The sequence below is a fragment of the Ferruginibacter sp. genome, assembly GCF_031430955.1.
Taxonomy (GTDB): Bacteria; Bacteroidota; Bacteroidia; order Chitinophagales; family Chitinophagaceae; genus Ferruginibacter.
The window spans coordinates 1-5,934 of sequence record NZ_JANPCM010000473.1; the positions used below are offsets into that span (position 1 = coordinate 1).

The following is a 5,934-nucleotide window of genomic DNA, read 5'->3' on the forward strand; positions in this document are numbered from 1 at the left end:
GGCTCTATGCTGCGTTTATCCTGTTATCCTCACCCTCGAGACAAGAGGGTCGCTGCCATTAAGGAGCAAAAAAAAGCCTTTGCAAAAATGCAAAGGCTTAAATAAATTAAAGCTGTAGGGGGAGGGATCGAACCTCCACGAGGCAGTTAGCTGCAGTACAAAGTTCGGTGGTCGACCCCGGTCGCATCAGTATTGCTACTAATACGGCTCTATGCTGCGTTTATCCTGTTATCCTCACCCTCGAGACAAGAGGGCATGTCTGCCAAAAATTTCATCACCCCACAATTTTTAATAACTTAATAGTGCAAATCTACACTTTTAACCTTTAATTTGAAAATAATTTATAAAAAATTTGGAAAATATAGAAATAATTCAAATATTTGTGTATTATATTGAAATAAAACTAAAATAAAAATTAAAGATGGCTGCTAAATTGAATCTTGACAAATTAGATCTTCAGATTATCCACGAGATGATGGAAACTGCTGAAATATCTTATGCTGATCTTGGAAAAAAATTATTTGTCAGCGGAGGTACTATACATGTGCGTATTAAAAAGTTGCAGGAGTTTGGTATTGTTAAAGGTACAAGATTAAATGTAGATTTAAGGCAACTGGGTTACGACATTACTGCATTTGTTGGTATTTACTTAGAGAAAAGTTCTTTATACGATAGTGTTGCGAAAGATTTAATGCAGATACCGGAAATTGTAAGACTGAATTACATTACTGGTAATTACAGCATGTTTATAGAAATAGTTTGTAAGGATATTAATCAGCTGAGAAATGTTTTGCATGATGAACTGCAAAAAATAAAAGGGATTGAACGTACCGAAACTTTTATTTCTTTAGAAGAAGGCTTTAGCAGAAATGTGCAGGTGGCACCGAAGGAATAAAGGCAGCTCCCTCCGCCCCCTGAAGGAGGAACTACGAAGATAAAAGCTCTGTAAACTTCTTTTTGAAAATTGAAAACTGATATAAATATTTTACTGCAAAGTTCCCCCTTCAGGGGGCGGAGGGGGCTCTCACATCCACCGCATCCCTTAATCCATTACCCAATAAATTAAAAGCAAGTACCAGTAACATAATAGCAAAACCCGGAATTAATGCCAGCAGGGGGTTATGGGTAATAATGAAATTATAATTCTCCTTAATCATTAAACCCCAGCTGGGCTGCGGTGGTTGTACACCAATACCGAGAAAACTTAAACCGGCTTCTACAATTATTGCAGTTGCAAAATTACTTGCAGCAATAACTAAAATTGGTCCCAGTATATTAGGTAAAATATGTTTTGCGATTATTCTAAAATTAGTATAGCCCAAAGCTTTTGCAGCCTGTACAAACTCCAGTTCTTTTACGGCCATTACCTGCCCACGTACCAAACGTGCCACACTAACCCACATGGTTAGCCCAACAGCAATAAATATTTGCCAAAAGCCTTTACCCATTGCTAATGTAATAGCAAAAACTAACAGCAATGTGGGAATACTCCAGGTAACATTTACCAACCACATTACCACTTCATCTATCCAGCCTTTAAAATACCCTGCTATTGAGCCTAAAATAATTCCCAATGTTAAGGAGATAAGCACTGCAATTAAACCAACAGCTAAACTTACTCTCGTGCCAATTATTAACCTGCTTAAAATATCCCTGCCAAATTTATCAGTACCCAGCCAGTATTTTTTAACAACGATATTTTGTGTGGTAAAATTTTCAGGATGATTATTTGTAAGCTGATTAACCGAAAAATATTGTACCACTGAAGTATCCTCATCAATAAATTTATTTATTAAGAGAGTGTCGTTTTTTACAACGTAACCACTTATGGGAGTTAAACGGTAATTATTTTTTTTTCCTGACAATAAAACAGTAAACCAATTCTCGGTACTACTGTTTTTAAAATCCGGAACTTTTAAAAACGTTTGGGTATATCCAGCTTTCTTTGCCTGTATCTCCACAGTTTGTAAATCGGCATTCGGAGAATTATCGGGAGCAAATAAATAACCAAACAATGCAAGCAGCACAGCAATGCAGATTATGAACAAACCCAACAAAGCGCTTTTATTTTTTTTAAGCCGCTTCCAGGTTTGCTGGTTATAAGAAAGAGATTGATGCATAATGTAAAAGTAACAAGAATAGTAAGTAAAAAACTAAACATCTAAACCCTAGACATCTATACTAATTTAATTCCAGCACATCATTTGTCCATTCCCTTATCTCCTGGCAAAGTATTTCATAATCTTCCCAGCGTTTTTCAAAAGTGGGCAATAACTCTTTTAATTTTAATTGCCAGTCATCACTTTCAAAATTTTCTTTAAAACAATTTTTTAAAACATTTATCATTACTGCAACTGCTGTTGAAGCCCCTGGAGAAGCTCCCAGTAAAGCGGCTAACGATCCATCTGCAGCACAAACTAATTCGGTTCCAAACTCCAACACGCCGCCTTCTTTTTCATCTTTTTTTATTACCTGTACCCTTTGCCCGGCAATTAATAATTCCCAGTCTTCCATTTTAGCATGGGGATAATATTCTTTCAATGCATTCAACCTGTCTTCGGCAGATTGTGTAATCTGTTGAATTAAATATTTTGTAAGCGGTAAATTATGCCAGCCTGCAGAAATCATCGGCACCATATTATGCCACTCTATACTTTTGGGCAGATCGAAGTAAGAACCATTTTTTAAAAACTTAGTACTAAAACCAGCAAAGGGGCCAAAGAGTAATTCTTTTTTTCCATTGATGATTCTCGTATCTAAATGCGGTACACTCATGGGTGGTGCATTTACGCCAGCTTTGCCATAAACTTTTACTGCATGTTGTTGTATAATATTTTCGTTAGTGCAACGCAGCCATTGTCCGCTAATAGGAAAGCCACCATAACCTTGTGCTTCTTCAATATCCGATTTTTGTAATAATGGTAATGATCCACCGCCTGCACCAATAAAAACAAAATCGGCATTTATTTTTATACTGTTATCTGTAATTAAATTTTTTACAGATATTTTCCATTTCCCATCATCCTGTTTTTCCAAATCTCTTACCTCGTGATTTAAATACAACGTTACATTTTTTAAACTTTCTAAATGTGCAAACATAGCATCAGTGAGTGATCCAAAATTTACATCAGTACCCAAATCCATTTTTGTAGCTGCTACTTTCTCTGCAGCAGCTCTTCCTTCCATTACCAGCGGCATCCAGTTTTTTAATATTTCACTGTTGTTGGAAAACTCCATATCCCTAAATAAAATATTTTTTGTGAGCGCATCAAAACGGTTTTTTAAAAACTGTACATTTTCATCGCCCCAAACAAAACTTATATGTGGTACATGATTAATAAAATTTTTTGGAGCTGAAATATATTTTTGTTGTACCAGGTAAGCCCAAAATTGTTTCGACATTTCAAACTGCGATGCAATTTTTAAAGCTTTGCTGATATCTATTGTACCATCTTCTTTTACAGTAGTATAATTTAATTCGCAAAAAGCAGAATGTCCGGTGCCGGCATTATTCCATGCATCACTGCTTTCTTCGGCAGCTTTATCAAGTCTTTCAAAAATGGTGATGGAAATATCTGGCATTAATTCTTTTAAAAATATAGCCAGTGTAGCACTCATTATACCTGCGCCAATCAATACAACTTCAGTACCAATATTATTCTTCAACTTCATTTTATTTATTTTACTTTTCTGTCTTTCCATTTATAACTACCAAATTTACCCAGCCAACCTGCAATAACAGTATATAAAATATGAAAAAGCTGCATCAATGGAAATAACCATAACAAAATTTGTTTATTAAAAAATTTCGCAACAGGTAACAAAAATATCAGTTCTGTTATTGTTTTTAAAAGCAGTAATAATAACCATGCTCCAAAAGTTGAACATTGAACATTGAATATTGAGTATTGAATATTATTTATCAAAGCGAATATGGGTAAAACCAGCAACAAACAATTAAATAAATATACCAGCAGCAGCACTGCAAAAATTCTTTTATCATCGTATTTATCTGCCTTGCTTGCCCAGCGGATGCGTTGGTTAAAAAATTCCCCAATAGTTTTTACAGGTGCAGTATGCACAATTACTTCCTTGCTTTTTAAATACGCAATACCATCAGGATATTGTTTATAAATTTTATACATCAGCAGCATATCATCGCCGCTAGCAATAGTATCAATTCCTGCAAATCCATTTACTTGTACAAATGCTTTTTTGGAATAAGCAAGATTAGCGCCATTGCACATGCTGTGCATTTTTTTATACACTGCTGCGCCGGTTATTCCCTGCAGCGTCATAAAATCTACTGCCTGAAACATTTCTATAAAATGAAAGCTGCAATCAATAGCCACAGGCATTACAATAAATTCAGGTTTTTTTTCCTGATAAAATGCAGCAAAAGTTTGCAGCCAGTTTTGCGGTACAAAACAATCGGCATCGGTTGTAACTATTAAATCACCTGTTGATTGCTGTACAGCAATTTCAATAGCTTTCTTTTTGTAAGAATTTATTGCTGCAGGCGCAACAAAATCTTTTAAAGAAATGAGTTTTACATTTTGTGATGCGTAACCAGTAATTATTGCAGCAGTGTTATCAGTCGAGTGATCGTCAACCACCAATATTTCAAACAAATGTTTTGGGTAAGATTGGTTAACTATAGAATCAAGACAATTTTTTATATTTTCTGCTTCGTTACGGGCAGGAATGACTACTGATATTTTTGTAGTGGGTTGAAAATCCGAAATTGAAAATTTATAATCAGAGATCGACACCCAGCTTTGACGGTAATAAATAATAAGTGAAAAGTAAATGCCAAATAATATTACTGAAATGATGAGTAAAGCCTGGTGCATATTGGTATGGCGTATCCCGCCAAAAGCGGGACCGGTTACACAAAAATAAATTTTTACGGTTCAAAATAATTATTATCTTTGTTTAGTTGCATAAACAACTATATGCCCAACAACCAATTTAAAAAAGGAGAACTTTACAGCTTTATTACCGGCAAGGCAAGCACTGCAATTGGGCGGCGTCTGCAAAAAAATTTTAAACAGGCTAATATCGAAATTACCATTGAACAGTGGAGTGTGCTGTATCATTTATGGAAAACCGATGGCATGAGTCAGCAGCAATTGTGCGATTCTACATTTAGAGATAAACCCAGTATTACAAGGCTGGTGGATAACCTGGAGAAAGTAAAACTGGTAAAAAGAAATGCATCAAAAGAAGACAGGCGGATAAATATGATTGTGTTAACCGATGAGGGAAGAGAGCTGGAAGAAAAATGTATGGAAGTGGCGAATACTACTTTAAATGAAGCGTTACAAGGTGTAACAAACGGGCAAATTGAAATTGCGAAGGAAGTGTTGCAGATGGTATATGATAACCTTGCCCCCTAAATCCCCCGAAGGGGGACTTTGACCTAATCAATATTGAAAAGAACTTTTATTAATAATTCTCCATACCCCCTTTAGGGGATGGGGGTAAACAAATTTTATGAATACAACAACATCAACCACTACACTCCTTAAAGGTGGCGAATGGTTAATTAAAGAAAGCAATGCTTTTGAAACTTTTACTCCCGAAGATTTTAATGAAGAGCAACTGATGGTAAAAGATATGTGCCTGCAGTTTTTAAATTCGGAAGTGCTGCCCATTGTGGACAGGATTGATAAAATGGAAGCAGGCCTGATGCCATCGCTGATGGTAAAAGCCGGTGAGCAGGGTTTATTGGGTGCAAGTGTACCTGAGGCTTTAGGCGGACTGGGCAAAGATTTTATTACTTCTACTTTGGTGAATGAAGGGCTTGGCGGTGGTTTTTCTTTTAGTGTGGCCATTGCTGCACACACGGGTATTGGTACATTACCCATTTTGTATTTTGGTACCGAAGAACAAAAGAAAAAATACATTCCTAAATTGGCCAGCGGCGAATGG

At 36.0% G+C, this 5,934-nt stretch carries 6 protein-coding genes; 3 read left to right on the plus strand and 3 right to left on the minus strand.

Annotated elements, in window-relative coordinates:
• The first annotated feature begins 421 nt into the window (after positions 1-421).
• Complete coding sequence (locus tag ACY65O_RS12995; protein ID WP_462221286.1) at positions 422-895, plus strand: Lrp/AsnC ligand binding domain-containing protein; 474 nt, start codon at positions 422-424, stop codon at positions 893-895.
• 109 nt (positions 896-1,004) lie between these two features.
• On the opposite strand, the gene ACY65O_RS13000 is transcribed toward ACY65O_RS12995, so the two are convergent.
• From ACY65O_RS13000 to ACY65O_RS13010, 3 genes are all read right to left on the minus strand, one after another.
• Positions 1,005-2,120, minus strand: coding sequence for an ABC transporter permease (locus ACY65O_RS13000; protein ID WP_462221287.1), 1,116 nt, complete (start codon positions 2,118-2,120; stop codon positions 1,005-1,007).
• Between the two features lie 61 nt (positions 2,121-2,181).
• Positions 2,182-3,702, minus strand: a complete 1,521-nt coding sequence (locus tag ACY65O_RS13005; RefSeq protein ID WP_462221288.1) for a malate:quinone oxidoreductase — start codon at positions 3,700-3,702, stop codon at positions 2,182-2,184.
• Positions 3,678-4,853: a glycosyltransferase gene (locus ACY65O_RS13010; RefSeq protein ID WP_462221289.1), complete on the minus strand. Its 1,176-nt coding sequence runs from the start codon at positions 4,851-4,853 to the stop codon at positions 3,678-3,680. The genes ACY65O_RS13005 and ACY65O_RS13010 overlap by 25 nt, the downstream gene beginning before the upstream one ends.
• Before the next feature lie 102 nt (positions 4,854-4,955).
• Between ACY65O_RS13010 and ACY65O_RS13015 the strand changes: the two genes are divergently transcribed.
• Both ACY65O_RS13015 and ACY65O_RS13020 read left to right on the plus strand, forming a co-directional pair.
• Positions 4,956-5,399, plus strand: coding sequence for a MarR family winged helix-turn-helix transcriptional regulator (locus ACY65O_RS13015; protein ID WP_462221290.1), 444 nt, complete (start codon positions 4,956-4,958; stop codon positions 5,397-5,399).
• 97 nt (positions 5,400-5,496) lie between these two features.
• Positions 5,497-5,934, plus strand: a 438-nt coding sequence (locus ACY65O_RS13020; protein ID WP_462221291.1) for an acyl-CoA dehydrogenase family protein, incomplete at its 3' end; no start/stop codon positions are given.

Bases quoted from the DNA above. Each gene is read 5' to 3' on its own strand.
- ACY65O_RS12995 (WP_462221286.1), top strand. From the start codon at position 422: ATGGCTGCTAAATTGAATCTTGACAAATTAGATCTTCAGATTATCCAC.
- ACY65O_RS13000 (WP_462221287.1), bottom strand. From the start codon at position 2,120: ATGCATCAATCTCTTTCTTATAACCAGCAAACCTGGAAGCGGCTTAAA.
- ACY65O_RS13005 (WP_462221288.1), bottom strand. From the start codon at position 3,702: ATGGAAAGACAGAAAAGTAAAATAAATAAAATGAAGTTGAAGAATAAT.
- ACY65O_RS13010 (WP_462221289.1), bottom strand. From the start codon at position 4,853: ATGCACCAGGCTTTACTCATCATTTCAGTAATATTATTTGGCATTTAC.
- ACY65O_RS13015 (WP_462221290.1), top strand. From the start codon at position 4,956: ATGCCCAACAACCAATTTAAAAAAGGAGAACTTTACAGCTTTATTACC.